15 protein-coding genes, 1 tRNA gene and 1 pseudogene are annotated in these 21859 nt (G+C 44.8%); 9 read left to right on the forward strand and 8 right to left on the reverse strand.

The features are described 5' to 3' along the window. Positions 1-128: 128 nt before the first annotated feature. From E5355_RS06780 to E5355_RS06790, 3 genes are read left to right on the forward strand one after another with little or no spacing between them, the layout of a single operon-like run. Entirely contained in the window at positions 129-1967 is a 1839-nt protein-coding gene (locus E5355_RS06780) for a heparinase II/III domain-containing protein (protein ID WP_136009701.1), read from the forward strand. A 56-nt stretch (positions 1968-2023) separates the two neighbouring features. Then, the gene (locus E5355_RS06785) at positions 2024-2257 is read left to right on the forward strand and encodes a hypothetical protein (RefSeq protein WP_136009702.1); all 234 of its coding nucleotides are present in this window, start codon (positions 2024-2026) and stop codon (positions 2255-2257) included. A 33-nt stretch (positions 2258-2290) separates the two neighbouring features. Beyond that, positions 2291-3460, forward strand: a complete 1170-nt coding sequence (locus E5355_RS06790; RefSeq protein WP_136009703.1) for a metallophosphoesterase family protein — start codon at positions 2291-2293, stop codon at positions 3458-3460. A 574-nt stretch (positions 3461-4034) separates the two neighbouring features. Here the strand turns inward: E5355_RS06790 and E5355_RS06795 are convergent. Both E5355_RS06795 and E5355_RS06800 read right to left on the reverse strand, forming a co-directional pair. Then, the gene (locus tag E5355_RS06795) at positions 4035-8015 is read right to left on the reverse strand and encodes a two-component regulator propeller domain-containing protein (protein WP_136009704.1); all 3981 of its coding nucleotides are present in this window, start codon (positions 8013-8015) and stop codon (positions 4035-4037) included. 193 nt (positions 8016-8208) lie between these two features. After that, positions 8209-8282, reverse strand: a tRNA-Met gene (locus E5355_RS06800). A gap of 256 nt (positions 8283-8538) precedes the next feature. On the opposite strand from E5355_RS06800, the gene E5355_RS06805 reads away from it, so the two are divergent. The 4 genes from E5355_RS06805 (at position 8539) to E5355_RS06820 (ending at position 13407) form a co-directional block, all read left to right on the forward strand. Further along, positions 8539-8925 (forward strand): START-like domain-containing protein, encoded by a 387-nt coding sequence (locus E5355_RS06805; RefSeq protein WP_136009705.1) that lies wholly within the window; start codon positions 8539-8541, stop codon positions 8923-8925. 76 nt (positions 8926-9001) lie between these two features. Next, positions 9002-10903 (forward strand): LptF/LptG family permease, encoded by a 1902-nt coding sequence (locus E5355_RS06810; RefSeq protein WP_136009706.1) that lies wholly within the window; start codon positions 9002-9004, stop codon positions 10901-10903. Positions 10904-10917: 14 nt separating this feature from the next. Then, the gene (locus E5355_RS06815) at positions 10918-12132 is read left to right on the forward strand and encodes a bifunctional 3,4-dihydroxy-2-butanone-4-phosphate synthase/GTP cyclohydrolase II (protein ID WP_136009707.1); all 1215 of its coding nucleotides are present in this window, start codon (positions 10918-10920) and stop codon (positions 12130-12132) included. Positions 12133-12213: 81 nt separating this feature from the next. Next, positions 12214-13407, forward strand: a complete 1194-nt coding sequence (locus E5355_RS06820; RefSeq protein ID WP_136009708.1) for a pyridoxal phosphate-dependent aminotransferase — start codon at positions 12214-12216, stop codon at positions 13405-13407. A 336-nt stretch (positions 13408-13743) separates the two neighbouring features. On the opposite strand, the gene E5355_RS06825 is transcribed toward E5355_RS06820, so the two are convergent. From E5355_RS06825 to E5355_RS06835, 3 genes and pseudogenes are all read right to left on the reverse strand, one after another. Then, positions 13744-13914 carry a DUF362 domain-containing protein gene (locus tag E5355_RS06825; RefSeq protein WP_005834872.1) on the reverse strand — a complete coding sequence of 57 codons (171 nt, stop codon included), beginning with the start codon at positions 13912-13914 and terminating at the stop codon, positions 13744-13746. A 467-nt stretch (positions 13915-14381) separates the two neighbouring features. After that, positions 14382-14570, reverse strand: a pseudogene (locus E5355_RS06830) (ATP-binding protein); the annotation flags it as partial. 165 nt (positions 14571-14735) lie between these two features. Next, on the reverse strand, positions 14736-16550 hold the full coding sequence (locus E5355_RS06835; RefSeq protein WP_136009709.1) for a DNA polymerase III subunit gamma/tau: 1815 nt from the start codon (positions 16548-16550) through the stop codon (positions 14736-14738). Positions 16551-16691: 141 nt separating this feature from the next. Between E5355_RS06835 and E5355_RS06840 the strand changes: the two genes are divergently transcribed. Both E5355_RS06840 and E5355_RS06845 read left to right on the forward strand, forming a co-directional pair. Continuing rightward, positions 16692-17000 (forward strand): FtsB family cell division protein, encoded by a 309-nt coding sequence (locus tag E5355_RS06840; RefSeq protein WP_136009710.1) that lies wholly within the window; start codon positions 16692-16694, stop codon positions 16998-17000. Continuing rightward, the gene (locus E5355_RS06845; RefSeq protein ID WP_136009711.1) at positions 16997-17341 is read left to right on the forward strand and encodes a hypothetical protein; all 345 of its coding nucleotides are present in this window, start codon (positions 16997-16999) and stop codon (positions 17339-17341) included. The genes E5355_RS06840 and E5355_RS06845 overlap by 4 nt, the downstream gene beginning before the upstream one ends. 88 nt (positions 17342-17429) lie before the next feature. Here E5355_RS06845 and E5355_RS06850 read toward each other — a convergent pair whose 3' ends face one another. From E5355_RS06850 to E5355_RS06860, 3 genes are read right to left on the reverse strand one after another with little or no spacing between them, the layout of a single operon-like run. Beyond that, complete coding sequence (locus tag E5355_RS06850; protein WP_136009712.1) at positions 17430-18761, reverse strand: DUF5125 domain-containing protein; 1332 nt, start codon at positions 18759-18761, stop codon at positions 17430-17432. Positions 18762-18788: 27 nt separating this feature from the next. Further along, positions 18789-20300: a glycoside hydrolase family 30 protein gene (locus tag E5355_RS06855; RefSeq protein ID WP_136009713.1), complete on the reverse strand. Its 1512-nt coding sequence runs from the start codon at positions 20298-20300 to the stop codon at positions 18789-18791. Between the two features lie 31 nt (positions 20301-20331). Beyond that, entirely contained in the window at positions 20332-21858 is a 1527-nt protein-coding gene (locus E5355_RS06860; RefSeq protein ID WP_136009714.1) for a RagB/SusD family nutrient uptake outer membrane protein, read from the reverse strand. Position 21859: the final 1 nt, after the last annotated feature.

Raw genomic sequence — 21859 nt, forward strand, 5'->3', positions numbered from 1 at the left:
TTAGGCCTGTTTAAGTGTGAATTTCGACAGGTAGTACGAAAATGTACCTAAAATTGGACGATACTTCTCTTGATTAATCTAATTTTAGGCTTCTTTTGTTCAAAGAAACTTTATTAGAATTAATCGCCATGAACAAATTTATTTTCTTGAAACTCCAAATGAACAGAAGCACAATGCTTTTATTTATGCTATTGTGGACTTGTATTGCATGGGGACAACAACCATGGTTGCAGAGTCATCCCCGCTTGTTGTTTACCGGAGCCGAGACCCCGAAAGTGAAGCAATTGATAAAAAATGACCCGCTGGCCGGAGAGCTGGCTTCCTTCCTGAAAGCGGAGGCTGACTCTGTTGCCGGATTGAAACAGCTTCCTTACGAAATGGATAAATATGGAAACATGCTCTATACGTCGAGGGGATACCTATTCAGGCTGGGTACATTGTCGCTGGCCTACCGGATGTATGGAGAGCGGAAATACCTGGACGCTGCTAACCGGGCACTTTTATGGGTGTGCGGCTATCCCGACTGGAATCCCAGACACTATCTGGACACAGCGGAAATGACTGCTGCCGTGGCCATCGCATACGACTGGCTCTATGACGAACTGCCTCGTGCCACCAAGCAATTAGTGAAAGCCTGCATCTACAAGAACGCTTTGCACCGTGTGCTGGCGGAGTATGAAAAAGGAGGGCCGGGCAGTTGGGCCAAGCGCGAGACCAACTGGAACGTGGTGTGCAACACCGGCATGGTGCTGGGAGCACTGGCCGTGGCCGAGGATTATCCGGAAGAGACCCACGCCATTCTGGAGAACGCTGCCAAGTATATGCCCAATTGCTTGAAATTGTTCGCACCGGACGGGGTGTGCTACGAAGGCCCGGCCTACTGGGGATATACCAACCGTTACCTTGCCATGTACTTGAAAGCTGTGACGGACAACGGAGGTGACAAGGGGAAGATTGCGGAATTGCCGGGCATTCCCCGCACGGCGCTTTACCAGATACGCACCCTTACGCCCTCGGGACATCCGTTCTATTTCGGAAACGCGGGTATCGGACATGAATCTTTCGGCGGTCCTGCCTATTTCCTTTACAGCAAAATGTTTCACCAACCCGAAGTGGCTGCATGGAACCGGAACGAGGTGAGCAAAGCACTGTATGGCACCCGGATGTTCGATCAGGTATTTTTCCTCTCCTTGCCATGGTTCGACACCGCTTCTGTGGAGGAAGTAAGCACTGTGCCTGCTCTGGAGGTCTATCACAACAAGATAAACGACATAGTGGTGTTCAACGGAGACCATAGAAAGAAAGGTTCCGTATATCTGGCTGCCAAAGGCGGATTGCCCAACCAGGCACATCAGCAGATGGACTGCGGCACGTTCATCGTGGAGAGCGACGGTGTGCTCTGGACGGAAGACCTCGGAGCGGACGATTACGACCTGCCCGGATTCTGGGATGGGAAGCCCGGTGGAGAGCGTTGGAAGTATTTCCGTAACAACAACTTCTCGCACAATGTCATCAACATAGACCATAGCTTGCAATATGCCAACGGACACGCTTTTGTTTGCGAGGAGCAACCGGAAGTCAAGCAGCCTTTCGCCACATTGAACCTGTGTGAGGTGTATCGGGAAAAGGCAAAGAGCGCATACCGCAAATTCACGTTGATTGACGACCGCACCATGGAAGTGGAGGATGAAGTCGAACTGCTTGATGCCTCTTCCAGAGTGACATGGGTGGCCGGTACAAAAGCTGAGGTAAAAGCAAACGGCAACAAGGCTGTCTTCGTGCGCAACGGCAAACGCTTCTACATGCAGATAGTGGCTCCGGCAGGAGCGGTGTTCAAGACTTATCCCGCCAAGAACACATACAAAGGTGAGAAGCCCATCAAGGGCATTACGATGCTGGAGGCGGAATGTATGTTCAAAGGAACTTCCGGTAAGGTGATTGTACGCATGAGCAGCCGGAAGCTTTAACGGAATGGCAGGTTTCAAACAACTTTTTAAAACCTTCCCCCAAAAACAGAAAAACAATGATGAAGAAACTGATTTCACTCTTCCATGTGCGTGTCGAGAAGGACACGATAGGTGGTATCAATGACCCGCGCCATGCTGAGTTTGCCGACCAATATGAGAAAGAAAAGACGATAGAGCGCAAAAAGATAAAGGATATCCGGGTGGAGCGAGGCAGAAGCGTGACCAAATTGGACAGTTTCCGATTCAAGTCCAAACAGGATGGATGCCATTTCTTGGTCTATACTATTTAAAAAATAAAATTCACTTTAAAAAACAAAATCAGTATGAAGAAATTCTTGTTATCTATTCTCATGGGGTGCTCTCTCTTGGAGGCAGCTGCCCAAACCGCATTCACCGTAAACCATGGCCCTTATCTGCAAGAAGTGACGCAGGACGGAGCTACCATCGTGTTCACCACTTCCCGGAAGGCATTCTCCTGGGTGGAGCTGAAACAGCATGATGCACCGGAAGCTGAGGCCGTGAAGCATTTCAACTCGAAAGACGGGCTGAAAGAGGCCTGGAACACCTTCAGTTTGGTGCGCGTGGAGCATCTGAAACCGGGCACAAGCTACGACTATCGCATTATCTCCAAGGAGATGCGCTCGTTTCAGCCCTACAAGGTGGTATATGGTGACAGTATTGCCACGAAGTGGCATACCTTCTCTACCATAGACCCACAGAAGAGGGGAGGTTCTTTTTTTATCACCAGCGACATGCACTTCGATGCCGCTAAACTGGAGAAACTGCTTCATGCGGCAGACTACCGGACATGCGATGCTTTCTTCTATGCTGGTGACATGACCAGCTACATAGATAAGTTCGAAATTCCGTTCACTTCGTTCATCGACACCAGCGTCAAGCTGTTCGCATCGTCCGTCCCGTTTGAGGTGGTGAGGGGCAACCACGAGACACGCGGCAACCTGGCACGCACCTATTCTTCTTATTTCCCGAAGAAGAACGGGAAGATTTACGGTTCCTGCCTGCTGGGCGACGTGATGGTGGTGATGCTGGACAGCGGTGAGGACAAGGCGGAGAACCATTGGGTATATGCCGGGCTGAACGACTATGATGCCTATCGCACGGAACAGGCCGAATGGCTGAAGGAACTGATGAATACCAAGGAGTATAAAAAGGCCAAATACCGCATTGTCATTTCCCACTTCCCCATGGTGATGAGCCAACAATGGAAGGACGAGAAAGAATGGGTAGGCTGGGAAGACGCTATACGCAAGTTTTTGCCTGTCTTGAACAAGGGGAACGTGGATCTCTTGGTGTCGGGACATACTCACCGGTATTTTTTCCATGAACAGAATGTGGACGGAAATAATTTCCCCGTGCTGGAGCAGGGTGAAAGCTCTGCCGTGCGTTTGGAACTGCACGGAGGCAAGGTGCAGTTTCAAGTTATAGGGGTGGATGGAAAGATACTGATGGAGAAAACCATAAGCAAGAAGTAAGTCTGTCATTCCACAATTTTCATCCGGTTCACCCCATTTGAATCCTCAGGAATATAGCGCCCGGCAAGAGTATGGTTGTCTATCTGTTTGACTACTTTCAGATAGGTGCCATTCTACATGATTTGGATATCCTTATTCAGTTGCTCTCTAAGGGTGATAAGGAACTTCCCTTTATATTTGCCCAGGATTTGTTGCATTCTTCAGAAAATAGCCTTCCGGCTTTTGTGGAATCTGCTTCCGGTAGTTCCTAACCGTTTTATCGTCTTTGGTTCCGATGTATATGCGGAAATCGGCCTTAGGGAATTCTCCCGGCATTAATGAACGGAGCAGGGACAACGTGTTTTCGGTACTCAGGGAGTTACCGGACAGCAGTTGGTATTACAGGGAAATGTTGATGGAGTCATCTTGGGAAATATATTTGGGGGAGTGGATTGTATTCGGAATTCCTGTGCATGGATGGTTGCAGTTGCCAATAAACAGAAAGTGCCGAGTAGCAGTAGTTTCTTTTTCATAATGGATAAATTTGTAAATATGGAGAGAATAATGTGAATATGCCATATACATTCTTTATTTTTTAGCAGCCTCTGTACTCTTGGGGTGTCTGGTTGAAGTGAGCTTTAAAACAATGCCTGAAATAGCGTAGCGAGTTGAATCCTGTCTGGTAGGCTATTTCTGTTATTTGTAGCTCCGGACTGCTTTTCAGCAGTTCCGCGGCAAGCTTCAGACGGTTGTTCAAAATAAATTCATTGGGTGTCATGCAGCTTAAAGCTCTTAGTTTGTTGTAGAGTGAACTGCGGCTTACAGCCAATTCTTTGGCTAGCATATTGACATCAAAAGCCGGGTCGGCCAGATGCTTCTTTACTATATCTTCCAGTTTAGTCAGGAATTTGGCGTCAATGGGATTTAAAGCTAATGCCTGTATTTCTGTTTCTGCCGGGATGCCGGCAGAGATATCCTTTCCGAATTTCTGTTTCAGAAGTTTCCGGTTGCGTATGATATTGGCTATATGTCCCAGTAGCATTTTGCTATTGAAAGGTTTCTCGATGTAGTCATCAGCGCCGCACTGCAGACCTTCCATTTTTTTGTTGTCGGAAGTCAAGGCCGTCAGCAGTACAACGGGGATATGGCATAGTTCAAAATTGTTTTTGATTTTGGAACACATTTCGATGCCGGACATTTCAGGCATCATGATGTCGCTCAGGATAAGTTCCGGACGTTCTTCCATCGCTTTTTGCAGTCCTTCTTTGCCGTTCATGGCGATGGATACCCGGTATAGCGGTGATAATAAAGAAGTTAGTACCTGCAATAGCTCTTCGTTGTCTTCCACTACTAATATGCAATCTTTGTCTGTGGGATTCTCTTGCGTTCCGGATTCTTCTTCTGTCTTTTCCATACAGTTTTCCTTCCCGGTGTTTTCTTCGTAAGGGACGGCATAGTCATAACCGGATGTTTCTTGGGTGGTAAACGTTACATAGTTGTCTTCTTGGAAGAGATTGTCTTTGGGTAAAGTAACGGTGAAGATGGTTCCGTATTGAAGGGCGCTTTGTACGCTGATTTTACCATGGTGGAGTGCCACCACTCCCTTTGACAGGGCCAGCCCTATGCCGCTGCCCGGAGAGGAGACAGCGGTATCTACTTGATAGAAACGGTCGAAAATGTATGGTAGCGCTTCTTGTGGAATGCCTTCACCCGTATCTATTACTTTGATTTCGACTGTTGTTTCCTTTTCGTGAATCTGCAACTCTATCTTACCTTTTTCAGGAGTATGCTTGAAGGCGTTTGACAGTAGGTTGGAGAATACTTTTCTCAGTTGTCGTCCGTCGCACCAGCACATCAGACTTTCTGTATCTGTCTGAAAATCAAAATGTATGTTCTGCAGCAGTGCTTGGTCGGTAAAGTCCAGATGGATTTGCTTTAGATAAGCTACAATGTCAAGCTGGCATACGTGTAGTTGCAACTTGCCTTGTTCCATTTTTCTGAAGTCAAGCAATTCGGATATCAGTTCCCTGAACTGAAAGGTATTTTTATAGATTTTCTGCAGGCGCGCCCGTAAGAACGGGGAATGGTTGCCGGACTGTAGCAGGGCTTCTATTTGTGAAATAATCAATGTCAAAGGGGTACGGAACTCATGTGAGATGTTGGCAAAGAATTGGAGTTTGGCCTGTATGAGCTCTTCATTTTTTTCTTTTTCAAGCTTTTCCTGTGCCAGCGAGGCGCGCAGCTGCATTCTGGTTTGCCAGTTGCTCAAGAGGATATAGACCATGGCTGCTATGATGCTTATATAGATAAGGTATGCCAGCCAGGTGGCCCACCAAGGAGAGTGGATCACAATGGATAATTCGATGGAGTGTACGTCGTCAAGTGAACCTTGCTGCTTTTCGCGTACGACAAGTTTGTATTTGCCTGGATTTAAATTGGTATATACAATCGTGTGGTTATAACTGGTACTCCACTCTTTGCTGAAACCTTCCAGCCGATATTCGTAGATTTTTCTGTCGGTGTTGTTTATATAGCTGTTGGAAGCAACAGTGATTAAAATGTTGTTTTCATTGTATTTTAGGTTTATCCGGTTGGCAAAAGGCAGCGCAGTGTCCAATATGTGGTTGGGCGTTTCGCATGAAATTAATCTGTCATTGACCGCCAAGGATGAAAAATACAGGTTGTATTGAGGTAATGGCGTAAGGAGGGAGGTGTTCATGAAGGAGGTCATGCCCGAAGCGCCTCCGACGAATGTTTCTCCATTACGGCAGACCAATAAACCGCATCCGTCGTTGATTGCTGATAAATGCAATTGGCTCTCGGCATCGATCATCCTCATTTCCCGGGTCTCGGGATGATAGATGAGCAAGCCCTTTTCATTGGAAATGGCTAGATAGCCGTGTGGAGTTACTGACAGGTTATAGCAGTAGTGGATATTGGAAACGGTGCACTGTTCAAAACAGTTTTCCTTGGAATTGAACTTATACAGGCCTGTGCCGTAGGTTCCCAAGTATAGAGTACCGTCGGGATATTCCGCCATTTCCAATACCTGAAATTTTCCTAAACCTTTTTCTCCATACTTATAGATGTATTTTTCCTTGGGGTTTTGCATATTGATTCTAACAATTTGCTTATGTTGGGCAATCCAGATGTTTTTTTTTGAATCAATCAGGAAAGAAGATCCTTCTCCGTGCGTTTCTTGAATGGATGGATATAGATAGTCGGTAGTTCCGGTCTGCAAGTTTTTTACAAGCATTCCTTTGCTGGAGAGTATGTAAAGGCTGTCTCCCCGCAAGGTTATTTTAGAAAGGGATGTCCCGGCGTCTTCCATATGATATTTTATTTTTCTTGTGGGAATGTCAAAACAAAAAAAGCCTTGTTTATGGGTTCCTACATAGAGACAATCGCGAAGCTTGTCATATTCTATACATTTTAAATTGTTGAAAGATAGTTCTTTAGTTTTAAGTTCTGTAAAATAGTGAGTAAATAGCCTTGTCTTCCTGTTTAAATAATTTAATCCTCCTCCTTCTGTACAAATCCAGATGTCTCCCCTTTTATCTTCTACCATATTGCCTACAAAAAAGAAACTGAGGCAATCTGCTCTGTTAGCATTTTCGGAATAATGTCTGAAGAAATTCATTTGGGGATTGAAGTACTGTACACCCCCATAATAGGTGCCTGCCCAAATGGTACCCTGCGAGTCTTTATAGAGTGAGAATATGGAGGAGTGTTTCAGGTTGCCGGGTTGCGTATCCTTTTTATAATATGACACGTTTCCTGCTGTGTCTATCTTGTTCAAACCATTGAAAGTTCCTATCCAGATGGAACCTTCATTGTCCTCTACAAAGCACCGTACATCATTGTTGGACAATGCAAAATCCTTCTCTATGACAAATTTCTGGCTGATTCCGTTTTCTATCTTGTACATGCCTTGGCGGAATGCCGCTATCCACATTCTGCCTTTTGTATCCCTATAAAGTGAATGGACATTGACTTCGGCAATGACACATACCGGCGTAGGGTTAATTAGGTTGTCTATACGATACAGTCCGCTTGAAGTACCGAGCCATAGACAATCGTTGGTATCTGAATAAAGGCTGGTTATATATTGGTTTGGTTTGAGACGATAGACAAAGGAGAACTGTTCTTTGACCGGATTCCACTTAAAGACGGAATCTTGTGTTGCTGCCCACACGGTATGGCCTTGTACATGGAGGCAGTTGACTTTCCGTTGCAAAGGGGAGAACTGCTCTTTGTGAAGGTCATAATGGAAGAGTACATTGTCTGAAGTAAAGAAGATATTTCCTTGTTTGTCACTTACAAGATTATGGATTTCATTCCCCAAAAAAAATCTAGTGGGCTCTGGCGATGGTTTATAGACAGTCATAGAGTTGCCGTCATAGCAGCCTAGTCCTTCTAAGGTACCAAACCACATTCTCCCTAATTCATCCTGGCAAATGGACATCACTGAAATTTGGGGCAATCCGTCTGTCTTGCCTATATGTTTGAAATAGACATTTCCTTGAAGCATAAGGGATACGACTAGAAACAGGTATAACAGTAAACCTTTTTTCATAACATTAAGGGCATTTTACTTTTAGGTTGAATATTTGAAAGGGCAAAAATAATGTTTTCGTTATAACAATAGTTCGTTAAACTTTAAATTAACAAATAGAAAATAATATTGTGTTCCTGCTGTGTTCCCATGAATTCAAAATAAAAAAAGACCGCCAAGAGTGGAAGCCTCCTAACAGTCTAAATCTTCTTTGTAGCGGGACCCGGGATTGAACCGGGGACCTCATGATTATGAATCATGCGCTCTAACCAGCTGAGCTATCCCGCCATTATTTCTCGATTGCGGGTGCAAAGATATAGCTTTTATTTAAATTGCCAAAACTTTTATGGATATTTTCTGCTTTTTCTTTTGATGATATAGTACTGAAGTGGTTGGTAGTGCTTTTTGTTGAAAGCATTTGTGTCACATTGTCAATGAATTAGAGGCGTGTGAAAAGGAAGATATAAATAATTTTGATGATTTGTATTCTGTAATTAGAAAAAAGTATTTATCTTGGCGGGCGCAATAAAAAGAAGAATAGACTATGGAAAGAAAGAAAATACATTTGGAATATCTCTTGAATGCAACTTCTAAAAGTATTCTTTGGGCAGCGATAAGTACTCCTACAGGTTTAGAGGGTTGGTTTGCTGATAGGGTTCAGTCAGACGATAGAATAGTGACCTTTTTTTGGGGAAAAACAGAAAAACGTGATGCCGAGATTATTGCCGTGCGGGCGTATTCATTCATTCGCTTTCGTTGGCTGGATGATGGGAACGGGCGTGAATACTTTGAACTGAAAATGACAAACAATGAACTGACCAATGATTTCGTGTTGGAAATAACAGATTTTGCTGATGCGAATGAAGTGGGGGATTTGCGTGAATTATGGGAATCACAAGTGGATACTTTGCGAAGAACTTGTGGTTTTTAGTTAACTTTAGATTAAAAATTTCCCGTACTCCCTTTTTTGTACTACTTTTGTGCTCTCATTGCATGAAACGAGTAAAATGCTGCGCATAAAAAAGTTAGATATATTTGTTCTGAAGAGCTTTTGCATGCTCTTTATGGGTACTTTTTTCATCTGCCTCTTCATCTTTATGATGCAGTTTTTATGGAGGTATGTGGATGAAATGGTAGGAAAAGGATTGGAGATGACTGTCCTTGCACAGTTTTTCTTTTATTCTGCGCTTTCGTTGGTACCTGCGTCGTTGCCGCTGGCTATTCTGCTGGCTGCCCTTATCACCTTTGGAAATTTCGGAGAACGTTTTGAATTGCTTGCCATGAAGGCGGCCGGTATTTCTTTGTTGAAAATCGTGCGGCCACTGATTATCTTTATTTGCTTCATTTGTTGTGTCTCTTTCTATTTCCAAAATGTCGTAGGGCCAAAAGCCCAAACAAAATTATGGACTTTGCTTATTTCCATGAAGCAGAAATCTCCCGAAGTGGATATTCCTGAAGGTGTGTTCTACGATGAAATAGATGGTTATAATCTGTATGTGAAGCATAAGAACCGCAAAACTGGTATGCTGTATGACGTACTGATATATAATTTTGAGAAAGGTTTTGAGAATGCTCAAGTTATCAAGTCTGATTCGGGACGTCTGGAGATGACGGCTGACAAACAGCATTTATATTTGCATTTATACAATGGTGAGCAGTTTGAGAATCTGAAATCGCAGAATATGAACCAGAGGAATGTGCCTTACCGGCGTGAGACATTCCGCGAAAAACATGCAATCATTGAGTTTGATTCGGATTTCAATATGGTGGATGCAGGCATCATGAGTAATCAGTCCAACAGTAAGGATATGAGAATGCTGCAGGCAGACATTGACTCCATGAAATTGCAGAATGACAGTGTGGGGCGTAGTTATTATAAAGAAGCTATGGCAGGAACTTATAAGGTAACAGCCAGCTTGTCTAAAGAGGATACATTGAAGATTGAAAAGGCTTATTTAGGTGAGTATAATGTAGACAGCCTCTACAATGTGGCTACTTTGATGCAGAAACAGAAGGTTATATCCACAGCCGTTAGCCGTGCAGAGAGTGCGGGGAGTGACTGGAGTTTTAAGAGCTTTAATATATCGCAGACCGAAAGCAGTCTTCGACGACACATGACTTCTTGGCATGAGAAACTGACTCTTTCTCTGGCATGTCTCATCTTCTTCTTTATTGGTGCACCACTCGGAGGAATTATCCGTAAAGGGGGCTTGGGAATGCCGGTGGTGGTTTCTGTATTGATTTTTATTATCTATTACATCATTAACAATACAGGGTATAAAATGGCCCGTGACGGACAGTGGGTGGTCTGGATGGGTATGTGGACCAGTACTGCTGTCTTAGCCCCATTGGGTGCATTCCTGACATATAAATCCAACAATGATTCAGTGGTATTGAATGCCGATGCCTATATAAATTGGTTCAAGAAGGTTGTGGGCATTCGTAGCGTACGGCATCTGTTCCGTAAGGAAGTTATCATTCACGACCCTGACTATGCACGCATTCCGGAAGAATTGAAGGCTTTGTCAGCCGACTGCCGTGAATATGCCGATAAGAAAGGTCTGAAACGTGCTCCAAATTATTTTAGATTGTGGATGACTGATAACCAGGATGAGGCAATGGAGGGTATTAACGAACGTCTGGAAAACCTGATAGATGAATTGTCTAACACAAAGTCTGTCACTCTGTTGACTGCACTGAACACTTATCCAGTCATTCCGGTCCGTGCGCATGTCCGCCCGTTCCGCAATTATTGGCCGAACCTGCTTTGCGGAGTTGTTCTCCCGATAGGCTTGTTCTTTTATTTCCGTATATGGGCATTCCGTATCCGTTTGAATAAGGATATGGAGCGGATTATCAAGACGAATGAAGATGTGATTGGAATCATAGAAAGAGATCAGAATAAATAAAAACAAAATAGATTATGGAAAATGTAAAGTTGAATACGATAGAAGAGGCCATTGAAGACTTCAAAGCCGGTGAATTTGTGATTGTTGTGGATGATGAGGACCGTGAGAATGAGGGTGATTTGATAATTGCAGCTGAAAAGATTACACCGGAGAAAGTAAACTTTATGTTGAAACATGCCCGTGGCGTACTCTGTGCACCTGTTACCGTTTCGCGTTGCCGTGAGTTGGATTTACCGCATCAGGTATCGGATAACACTTCTGTACTGGGTACTCCTTTCACGGTGACCATTGACAAGCTGGAAGGTTGTAGTACAGGTGTTTCTGCGGCAGATCGTGCTGCTACTATCCAGGCGTTGGCCGATCCGGCTTCTACTCCGGCAACTTTCGGACGTCCCGGTCACATTAATCCGTTGTATGCCCAAGAGAAAGGTGTGTTGCGTCGTGCAGGACATACGGAAGCGACTATTGATATGGCTCGTCTGGCTGGGCTTTATCCGGCCGGTGCTCTTATGGAGATAATGAATGACGACGGGACAATGGCACGCTTGCCCGAGTTGCGACGGATGGCGGATGAATTTGGATTGAAGTTGATTTCTATCCGTGACCTGATTGCCTACCGTTTGAAGCAGGAATCTATTGTGGAAAAAGGTGTGGAAGTAGATATGCCTACAGACCACGGTCATTTCCGTTTGATTCCTTTCTGCCAGAAATCGAACGGCTTGGAACATGTTGCCTTGTTTAAAGGTACGTGGGAACAGGATGAACCGATTCTGGTACGTGTACACTCTTCGTGTGCAACGGGAGATATTTTTGGTTCCAAGCGTTGCGATTGCGGCGAGCAGTTGCATAAGGCAATGGAAATGATAGAGAAAGCAGGTAAGGGAGTAATCGTGTATCTGAATCAGGAAGGTCGCGGCATTGGCTTGATGGAAAAAATGAAAGCCTATAAATTGCAGGAAGAAGGCATGGATACTGTAGAAGCTAATATTTGCTTGGGACATCTGGTGGATGAACGTGATTATGGTGTAGGTGCCCAGATTCTTCGTGAGATAGGAGTACACAAAATGCGGCTGATGACCAATAATCCCGTGAAACGCGTGGGCTTGGAGGCTTACGGTTTGGAAATAACGGAGAACGTTGCTATCGAGATTACTCCGAATCCATACAACGAGCGTTACCTCCGTACCAAGAAGGAACGTATGGGACATACACTCCATTTCAATAAGTAACTGTCTTTTTGTTTTCTTATATCAAAGAAAATCGCTTATTTTGCAACCGGATTTGCGTAACAATCATTAAATAGTAACAAAATGAATCAATTATCAGATCGTTTAAACAGTTTGTCGCCTTCTGCGACACTGGCTATGTCTCAAAAGAGCGCAGAGCTGAAGGCTCAAGGCGTAGACGTAATTAACCTGAGTGTGGGAGAACCGGACTTCAATACTCCCGACCACATTAAAGAGGCTGCGAAAAAGGCGATAGACGATAACTTTTCTCGCTATTCTCCGGTGCCGGGTTATCCTGCCTTGCGTAATGCAATTGTAGAGAAGTTGAAGAAGGAAAACGGTCTGGAATATACCGCCGCACAAATTTCTTGCGCCAATGGTGCCAAGCAGTCGGTTTGCAATGCAATTCTGGTATTGGTGAATCCGGGTGACGAAGTAATTGTACCTGCTCCCTATTGGGTCAGTTATCCGGAAATGGTAAAATTGGCCGAGGGTACACCGGTTATCGTACCAGCAGGTATCGACCAGGACTTTAAGATAACACCTGCACAACTGGAGGCTGCCATCAGCCCGAAGACAAAGGTGCTGATTCTTTGTTCTCCTTCTAATCCTACGGGTTCGGTGTACAGCAAGGAGGAGTTGGCAGGCCTGGCCGCAGTATTGGCAAAGTATCCTCAGGTTGTTGTGATTGCTGATGAGATTTACGAACACATCAATTATATCGGCGAGCATCAGAGTATAGCGCAATTCCCCGAAATGAAAGAGCGTACGGTCATTGTGAATGGTGTTTCCAAAGCATATGCAATGACCGGTTGGCGTATCGGTTTCATTGCAGGTCCGGAATGGCTTGTGAAGGCTTGCAATAAATTGCAGGGACAGTATACTTCCGGTCCTTGTTCTGTATCTCAGAAGGCTGCTGAGGCTGCTTATGCGGGTACACAAGCTCCGGTGGAAAAAATGCGTAAGGCTTTCGAGCGTCGTCGTGATTTGATTGTAAAGTTGGCTAAGGAAGTTCCTGGTTTTGAGGTGAATGTACCGGAAGGCGCTTTCTATCTGTTCCCTAAATGTGATTCATTCTTTGGCAAATCTGCCGGTGAACGTAAAATCAATGATTCGGATGATTTGGCCATGTATCTGTTGGAAGTAGCTCATGTGGCTTGTGTAGGTGGTGCCTCTTTCGGAGCTCCCGAATGCATTCGGATGAGTTATGCAACCAGCGATGAAAATATAGTTGAAGCTATTCGTCGTATAAAAGAAGCACTGGCTAATCTGAAGTGATTCTAGCTTCTTCTACAAACTTATTTTAGCAAGACATCTGTCATGCTGTCACGAACAGTTCGTTTCATCAAAGCGAACTGTTCGTTTTGTTATGGCGAACACTCAGTTTCATTTAAGTAAACATTTTGTTTCATGTCGTATAAACACCTTGTTCCATACTGCACGAACATTTTATTTTCTACTGATGGAACAAAGTGTTCATATCTGTGAACTAACGTATTATCCGTATGTAGAAAATAACTATGAGGGGGGAGACTACTGAATCCTACGTGGGGATATAAAAAAAGCGCAGGCAATTTATCTGCCCACGCTTTTGTTTTTGATACTGGGATTGTATTATTCTCCCGGATGAATTGCTTCAGAAGGACAAACATCTGCACAAGTACCACACTCTGTGCAAGTCTCGGGGTCGATATGATAGATATCACCTTCAGAGATAGCGCCAACCGGACACTCGTCGATACAAGTTCCGCAAGCAATACAATCATCACTAATTACGTAAGCCATTTTCTTTTAGATTTAAATTATTATTAGTACTAATTCGTTCGGCAAAAATAGTGGTTTTCTTTATTAGTTGCTATCAATCTTGACTAAAAAACGTATAATTTGTATATCGTCTAAATAAGAATTCAAGAAAGCGGCATAGTATACCGCAGAGACTGAAAAATGTTTGTTTTTGAACTTTTTGTAAATGGATTGTTCTGATATTATTGGATTTAGCTGGAACTTAAACCGGTTTTCAGCTTTTAAGAAAGAGTAGGATAGGTAAAAGTAATCACTGCGATTTCTCTTTCTTCGGCATTTTCGGTTTGACAGATACCTTTGAAAGCTTTTGTCGATAGATCAATCTGAGTGGCAAGGGAGGCAGACCAGTCAGTTCAAAAGCCTTATTCAAGTAGCTGATTCCTTCCTGATATAGATTTCCAATTTTGGGATACCGGCTGGAGAAGCAAGATATATACGTAGCAGGTTCTCTTATTCAACTTTTCAAAACGTTGGAAAATATTGGCTTGCTTGTCTTTGGGAATGTGGCAACCGGTATCTGTTACCGTGAATAGTACGGTGTTGTCCGTTTCTTTTTCCAGCTTTAGTACAATGTTGCCTTGCAGGGTGAATTTGGTAGCATTTATCAGTAGGTTAATCTGGATTTGCTGTAGACGTGACCGTCAGCCTCTGTCTCAATAGCTCCATATAACCGTTCTCAAAATGCTTGTTTGCCTCTTTTGTTTATTGCCTGCGAAAATAAATATAAACGAGTAAAAAAATAGATGGATGTTTTATTCTTTATAATCAATTTGTTAGCAACTTTATGAGACGATTGGAAGGGATTAGTACAGTTCCAACCCAAACTCCTCTTTTAGTTGTAACAGGGCGCTATTCTTTTGTGCCATCATCTGGAATTTTTCAACGCGCCCATAGGCACGTACCTTTTCAGCAGGAGCACTAATCCGGACAATCATGGTGATTTTGCGGTTCTTTAGCCGGGTACGTAGGTAATTTTGCAGAGTGGGTATCATGCTGGTAAATTCCTTGGCAACGATTTCATTGTCTACCACGGCTTCAAAAGTTGTGTCATTTATTAACGTGATGCGCATGTTTTGCATGCGTTTGGCTATGGCTACTTGCTCCTTGGGCATACGTCCGGCATACTCCTGCCAGTAATAATTCAAATCTCTTTCATTGAAGATGTAGTCTTCTTCCGGTTGTGCTGCTTGGTGGGCGGCAGTAGAGTTAGATGAAGGGGTTTTTTGTTCTTCTTCTATATGGGGGCGTTTGATGGACACCCCTAATCCGGACATTTTCATGACCGGGATTTTTTTCTCTTCTCTCCCTTGCGCCATTAATACGGCAGTAGGTGTAGTATGTGGAGTTGTTGCATTACCCTGCTGTGTAGCAGCAGGTTGGGTAGTGCTGCTTGTTTGTACTGCCGGCTGTGCGGTTTGTTGGGGCATGGCAGTAGTGGCCTGTGGCTGCTGAGCGACGGCAGGCTGCGTGAATATAGGTTTTATAACTTGCTTAGGGCTGCGCCCATTGGCATCGTCTTCCCCCTCGACGGTCAGTTGTGTCACTTGTATCAGAGTGAGCTCTACTAGTAGCCGTTTGTTTTTACTGGCACGGTAGTTCAGGTCACAATCGTTGCAGAGCTTCATGGCACGGTAAAGAAAGGGGAGGGGACATTGCTGTGCCTGTGCCTGATAACGTTCGCGTATGCTTGCGCCCACTTCAAGCAGTGGCAGTGTCGCCGGGTCTTTGCTGACAAGCAAGTCACGTAGGTGGGATGAAAGTCCGGTGATGAAGTGGCTGCCGTCGAAGCCTTTGTTGAGCACATCGTTCAGTAATAGCAACGCGTTACTGATTTTGTTCTCGAGAAAGAATCCGGTTAGTTTGAAGTAGTATTCATAGTCCAGTACATTGAGGTTTTCAATCACACTTTTATAGGTGATATGTCCTCCGGTGAAGCTTACCACTTGGTCGAAGATGGATAGTGCGTCGCGCATACCGCCGTCTGCTTTGAGGGCTATTACATTCAATGCTTCCGGCTCAGCAGTGATGCCTTCTTTGGAGGCGACGTATGCGAGGTGTGCTACAGTATCTTCCACGCCAATCCGGCTGAAATCATATATTTGGCAGCGTGAAAGGATGGTGGGCAGTATCTTGTGTTTCTCGGTAGTGGCAAGGATGAATATGGCATGGCGTGGAGGCTCTTCCAGTGTTTTAAGGAAAGCATTGAAAGCCGAGGCGGACAACATATGTACCTCATCAATAATATATACTTTGTATTTACCTATCTGAGGTGGTATGCGTACCTGCTCCACCAATTGGCGGATGTCATCGACAGAGTTGTTTGAGGCGGCATCCAGCTCATGGATATTGTAGGAGCGCTGCTCATTGAAAGCAGTACAGGATTCACACTGGTTGCATGCCTCACCGTCTGCTGTGGGACTCATGCAGTTGATTGTTTTAGCAAAGATACGGGCGCAAGTTGTTTTTCCCACGCCTCTCGGGCCGCAAAAAAGATAGGCATGCGCCAGTTTTCCGGTGGAAATGGCATTCTTCAAGGTAGTGGTCAGTGCACGTTGGCCTACTACAGACTCAAAGGTCGAGGGACGATATTTCCGTGCAGATACAATATAGTTTTCCATATTCGGGATATTCTTTGCTTTTTGTGCAAATGTACACAAAAAAAAGAAATCTTTCGGTTATTCCTCTTATCTTTGTGACGTGAAGTTATATGATGGGAAGCTCCATCATGAATGATAAATTGCTAAATAGTAGATGACGAGATGGATAAACTTGCTTCTCTTTGGTCTTTTGTCCGCAAGCATAAATATCTGATTACGCTTGCGTTGTTTGCTGTAATTATCGGGTTTCTGGACGAGAATAGCGTGGTACGCCGTCTGGGTTATGCCCGGGAAGAAAGCCGCCTGCGCGATGAAATAGAAAAGTACCGTAAGGAATATGAAGAGAATACCGAACGACTCAATGAGCTTGCCGTTGACTCCGGTGCCATCGAACAGATTGCCCGTGAGAAGTATCTGATGAAAAAGCCCAATGAGGATATTTATGTATTTGAAGAAGATTTAGAAAAATGAAACAACTGATATCCGCCCTTTTTGCAGTAGGGGCCGTGATGCTCTTGGCAGGAGCTACCGTTTATATCACGGGATGGCCTCTTTCACCTTATATATATACTATCGGTGCTACGATGGTTGCTTTGGCCCAAATCAATTCTCCGTCCAAGTGCAGAAGTTCCATAGTCAAACGTTTGCGCCGGCAGCAAATATTCGGTGCGCTTTTGCTGGTACTTACGGGGGCGTTCATGCTCTTTACAAGGGGCAATGAATGGATTGTGTCTCTGACGATAGCTGCTCTTCTTGAACTTTATACCTCGGTGCGCATTCCGCAGGAAGAAGCGAAGGAAGGGTTGGATTAATCCAAAGCCATATATTCAGCATAAGCAAGAGGGGCTGAACTCTTTTATAGAGCCAGCCCTTTTTCTGCTATTCTTCAGCGTTATTCGTCTATCTTTCTACCTTTTCTACTGTCAAAACTGCTGAAGAGACACCTGCCGTTACGTCAACTGTGAACCGGTAAGTGACACCGTTTTCCAAGCTTTTGCCTTCTACAAGGCCCAAGTTGCCGGCATCACGTCCATTGGCACCGTCACCTATAAATACAAGGTCACTGGTGGTGGACAAGGCGTCATTCTTATATTCACCTCCCCAACCTTGTTGGTGGAAGAATTTGAAGTTGATGTTATCAGATTTGATCTGCTCTCCCGCTACTACTGTTACTTGATACTTCTTCGCTTCAATCTGTGACATGCAGAGCCCTTTTTCTGTAGTCCAACCTACGGCATTGGTTGTTACGGAGGGTTTACCGATACCGTCACCAATAATCCAGAGGGCACCAGTTCCGTCACCGTTCAGAGAGTCGGTGCTTGTTCCGTTCATTTTCAATACTTCCAGATAATTTAGGGCCAGGTTGGCAATGACGCGATAAGTTCCATCAATGGACAGGAACTTTAGCGAACCGTCTTCATCTTTTTCGAAAAAGTCGGGGTCTATCCAGTATTGGTCGAAGTTGGGAATGTTTGTAGTGATATTGTCTCCTTGCTTCAGATTGAGATCGATGCTGTAATGGTCATCATCCACCATCTCCATTTCAGAACCGTTCAGCAGTAGCTTTACAAAAGGAGCGGCTGCATAAGTCAACGTATTGAAGGATATGGAATATTCTCCAGCTGACAGGTTGGAGAAGGTAATTTCACTGGAGGTACCTTGTGCAATGGCGCCGTTGCTCCATCCGAAGTTGATTTCATTCCCGTTGGCGCCTACTTTAGGAGCTTTGATGTAACCTTTCACTTTTTGTGCAAATTCACCGGTCACGCTATACTGATTGGCTGCGACTTTTTCCATGCGGTATTCCTGGTCTCCTGAAACTAGAGTCAGGTAAGGGAAGTCTGGACGGCTCAGCGCCACATCATAACTTTTCTCTGTAATTGTGAAATTGGTGTTCTGCAGAATGAACTTCAGTGTGGCCGTTCCGTTGGGAATATTTGTCAGGTAGGGAACAAAGATTTTTCCGGTATAGTCTTGACCGTTCACTTTTGTACGGATTACAGTCTCTGACACCATTTCGTCGCTGAAGTATAACCGCGCTTTTAACGTGGAAAGAGGTACATCTGCGTCCGATGCCTTGATTGTAAAAGGCAGGCTGTCTCCGAACAAGGCTGAAGAAGGTTCTGCTTGAAAGTTCATTGTCGGGTTGCCGGGAACCGGATTGTCATCGCTGCAAGCATTCAGCATGGTTATGCCTACCATTGCCATTAGATAGTATTTTAAGCTTTTCATTATAATCTTCTATTTAAATTATTAGTTTTATTTTTTCCAACGGTAAGAAATGATTGCTTTGGCCGGAACTTCGTAGGAGAAGTAGTGTGTGCCGTCGCTTACGGTGATTCGTTTGTCCTCTGCATTGTTGTTGGCTAATACGAATGCATAGGTACCATCCGTATTCTCGAAGGCGGAGTAGGTGATGCCGTTGGCTGTGTAACCAGTTGTTCCGATACGTACAGCGCCCGGTTTTACAACTGAAGACATGTGACCGATAAGGTAGTAGTGGGAGTTGCGGACAATTTTGGAATAGTTTGTATTGTCAATATCCACTGCACCATAGCAGGTCTTGCAAGAGCCGTTTGAAGGACTTACCGGTCCCAGGTCGCTGTCCAGTACCAGATTCCACACAATGGCACCGCGGCACCAGTTGTTGGCTGTTCCCAATGTAATTTCTTCCATATCATTAAGCAGGCGTGTTTCCAAATCGCGGCCAGAGTTCCAAGTACCGATGGAGGTTTCCGTAAAAAGCAGCTCCTTGTTGGGGTAGAGTTTATGGATATTCAGCAGCTCGGAACGGTTACCGCCATAATTATGGTAGGCAGCGCCCGCAATATATTGTGAGGCTTCTGCATCGTCATAAATTTTGGTGGGGTAACTCTTTTGGTCGGTCAGATTGTCGTAGTTGTAGTTATGGTCGAAAACATAAATCTTTGCGGCAACTCCGGCTTCTTTGAAGGCAGGACCCAGGCCGGTCTTGATGAAGTCACGGGCTTCTTCCCATCCCATAAACAGGGATGCCGAGTTACCGTGATTCAGCGGTTCGTTCTGCGGAGTCACAGCGTGAATTTTGATTCCTTCCTTTTCGAAAGCTTGTATCCATTTTACGAAGTAGTCGCCATATGTTCTGTAATATTCGGGGTTCAACTGTCCGCTGGTCCATGAGTCAAAAGGTATACGTTCTTCCAAGCTTTTCACTTTCATCCACTTTGGACATGTCCAAGGAGCGGCAATCACTTTGACGGCAGGATTGATTGCCAGAATTTCCTTCAATATAGGAATTACATATTTGGTGTCTTCCATCGGTAGGGCAAAGTGCTCAAGTCCCTTTTCGTCACAGCAAGTGAATTCACTGAATGAGAAGTCGGAACAACCGATGGCAATACGTACATAGCTGAATCCGTAACCTTCTTTGTCCGAGAAGGTTTCTGTCAGGAACTTCGTGCGGTTCTCTTGTGTCATCTGCATCAGGTTGTAGCCGGTGGAGCCGGTGATGGCTGCACCGAAACCGTCCATTTCCTGATAGCGGGTGGCAGGGTTGAGTGTCACGGTAGAAGGTGACATGTTGCTTCCGGTGCCGAAGGTCAACCCGGACTTTGTCAAATCATAAGTACGGCTGGTGTTCGTTACGTAAAGGGTAACATCCTTTGCCTCTTCCGTGGGTTGGTCCGGCTTGGGTTCGGGTGTAGGGGTGATGTTATTGTCATTGTCATTGCCACAGGCTGCCAGTATGGTGAAGCTGCCTAATGCGGTAGTGAATATATTTCTTAAATTCATATTTGATTGATTTTTATATTACTCATTAATATTAATACCCCGGGTTCTGTATCAAGTTCCCGTTTTGGTCGATGGCACCCTGAGGGATAGCCAGCAGATAAGAATTTTCATTGAATAGATTTTCTTGTGCATGGCGACCATTGTCTTTGGCATAAACAGCGTTCATCACTTCTTCAACTTTGTTGAGACGGCAAAGGTCGTACCAGCGTTGTCCCTCAAAGGCTAGTTCCATACGGCGTTCGTCCATATAAGCTTGGAGCAATGCTTCTTTACTATTGCGGGTGCTTGGTGGAAGTTTGCCCAGTCCGGCACGATTGCGGATGAGGTCGATAATGTCGGCTGCACCGTTCAGGTCGGGAGTTTCTCCCATAATCTTGGCTTCAGCCTTAAGAAGTAAGATGTCGGCGTATCTCAGATAAATGATGTTGTTGAACGCAGAGCGGCATTTGTACATGAAGGCATAATGGTCTGCCGGATAATAGTTGCTCCATCCGCAGTCGTACCATACAACTGATTCATTGTAACGTTTCGTGTCTCCTTGTTCCTCATAAAGGCGGATAAGGTCACGGGAAGGGGTAATCCATTTGGCCCAGGTGAAACTTTCATCCCAGTTGCTCAAGTTGCGGCCGAACATCCAAGTACACCAGTTACCGGAACCGGGAGGAAAATGAGCTTCGAGAATTGCCTCCTTGGTATTGCGTACCCGGCAGTCTTTTTTTTCTGTATCATAAGCCCAAAGGTCGCTGAAGTCTTCCACAAGGTCAAAACCGTCGGCAGCCAGTTCATTAGCGTACTTGATAACCTTTGCATAATCGCGTAGAGGTTTTTCTGCATAGACTTTGGCTAGCATGGCACGTGCCACCGATTTGGTAAGTATGCTTTTGTCGGATGCATCGTTTGTCGGGGTGTTGGGGTTTTCCACTGCTTCAGTCAAGTCTTTCTCTATTTGGGTGTAAGCTTCTTCTGCTGTGTTCTGTGGAGGGAAGTAGGTCGGATACATCTCTTCTACGTTGTCTTCGGTGATGTCACCGCCCACAGTAGTGATAACCGGGAAGTTGCCCCATAAGCGTACCATATCGAACATGACCATGGCACGGAATATTTTGGCTTGTGACTGATATTTACCGCGTTCGCTTTCACTGAGGGCCTTGAGCTGATTACAACCTATGATGATGCGGTTGGCTGTGGCAATATCACCCAGAAAACGGTCCCAGTCACGTTTTAGTACGGAATTGGATCCTTCAATGGAATTGGTTTCGTAAGGTACTACTTCTGCACCCGTTGTTCCGGCATATGCATTGTCGGAATGGGCATCACCGATAAGCAGTTTGTCGACATACCAGTGTTCCTGCTGGTCGCGGAATTTTTTGTGAAGGGTTACCATTGAGGTTTCCACATCTTGTACACTGTTGAAAATAGGTTTTTCATCTGCTTTGTCCACTCCTTCCGTTACATCCGAGTAGGTGTCTACCGGATTGTAGTCCAAGTCACACGAGGTTGCGGTCATTGCCAACAATATACCGCAAGCTATACTTTTATATATATGCTTTAATTTCATA

The sequence above is a fragment of the Bacteroides muris (ex Afrizal et al. 2022) genome (assembly GCF_004793475.1).
Classification (GTDB): Bacteria; Bacteroidota; Bacteroidia; order Bacteroidales; family Bacteroidaceae; genus Bacteroides; species Bacteroides muris.